Annotated in this window: 1 protein-coding gene; it reads right to left on the bottom strand. The window is 66.4% G+C overall.

Annotation, left to right across the window (positions count from 1 at the left end; translation table 11 throughout):
• Positions 1-29 precede the first annotated feature (29 nt).
• Positions 30-731 (bottom strand): alpha/beta fold hydrolase, encoded by a 702-nt coding sequence (locus LXN57_RS47755; RefSeq protein WP_251804971.1) that lies wholly within the window; start codon positions 729-731, stop codon positions 30-32.
• Between the last annotated feature and the right edge of the window lie 114 nt (positions 732-845).

Here is an 845-nt window from a genome sequence, read left to right on the forward strand (position 1 = left end):
GACGAACGCCGCCGGGCCGGGAGGCTAAGTCAGACGGACGCGGCGGCCCGGAGGATGAAGTCGGCCACCGCCTGCGGCTGGGAAACGGCAAGAGCGTGCGAGGCGCCGGGGATCTCGACCGACTCCCGCGCGTTGGCACGGGCGGCCATGAAACGGAACGTCTCCAGGGGGATAGCGCGGTCCTGCTCCGGAGAGATGAACCAGGACGGAATGGTCTTCCACGCCGGCTCGGCGGACGCCTCGTTGAGCGCCGAGGTGCTGAAGGGCCGCTGGGTGACGGCGTCGAGCGCGGCCTGCTCAGCCGGCACATCGGCACAGAAGTGCTCGTGATAGCACTCCGGGAGGACGTAGACATCGGCGGTGCCGTCGCCCAGCGGCACCTCGTAAAGATGCTCACCGAGAGTGGCGCCCGGAAACTTGCCGAGCAGATCCGGCGTCGTCTCACCCTTGTCCGGCGCAAGAGCCGCCACATAGACCAAGGCCTTGACGTTCTCGTTACCGACCGCAGCGTTCGAGGCGACGGCACCACCGTACGAATGCCCCACCAGCACGACCGGCCCTTCAACGGTGGCCAGCAGATCGGACACGGCGGCGGCGTCCCCGGACAGACTGCGCAGCGGGTTACCGGCGGCAATGGTGCGATAACCGGCGGACTGAAGCCGGCTGATGACACCGTTCCAGCTCGCCGACTCGGCGAACGCGCCGTGGATCAATACGATAGTGGGCTTCATGAGATGCTCCTTCGAGGCGGATATCGGTGCGTCCAGCGGATCAGCGCACTGTGGCATCTACAGTCACCTCCCAGCACACCTACCGAATCAGTCATTCGCCTGCGATGAACTCCC

It is taken from the genome of Paractinoplanes hotanensis (assembly GCF_023717965.1).
GTDB classification, from domain to species: Bacteria; Actinomycetota; Actinomycetes; order Mycobacteriales; family Micromonosporaceae; genus Actinoplanes; species Actinoplanes polyasparticus.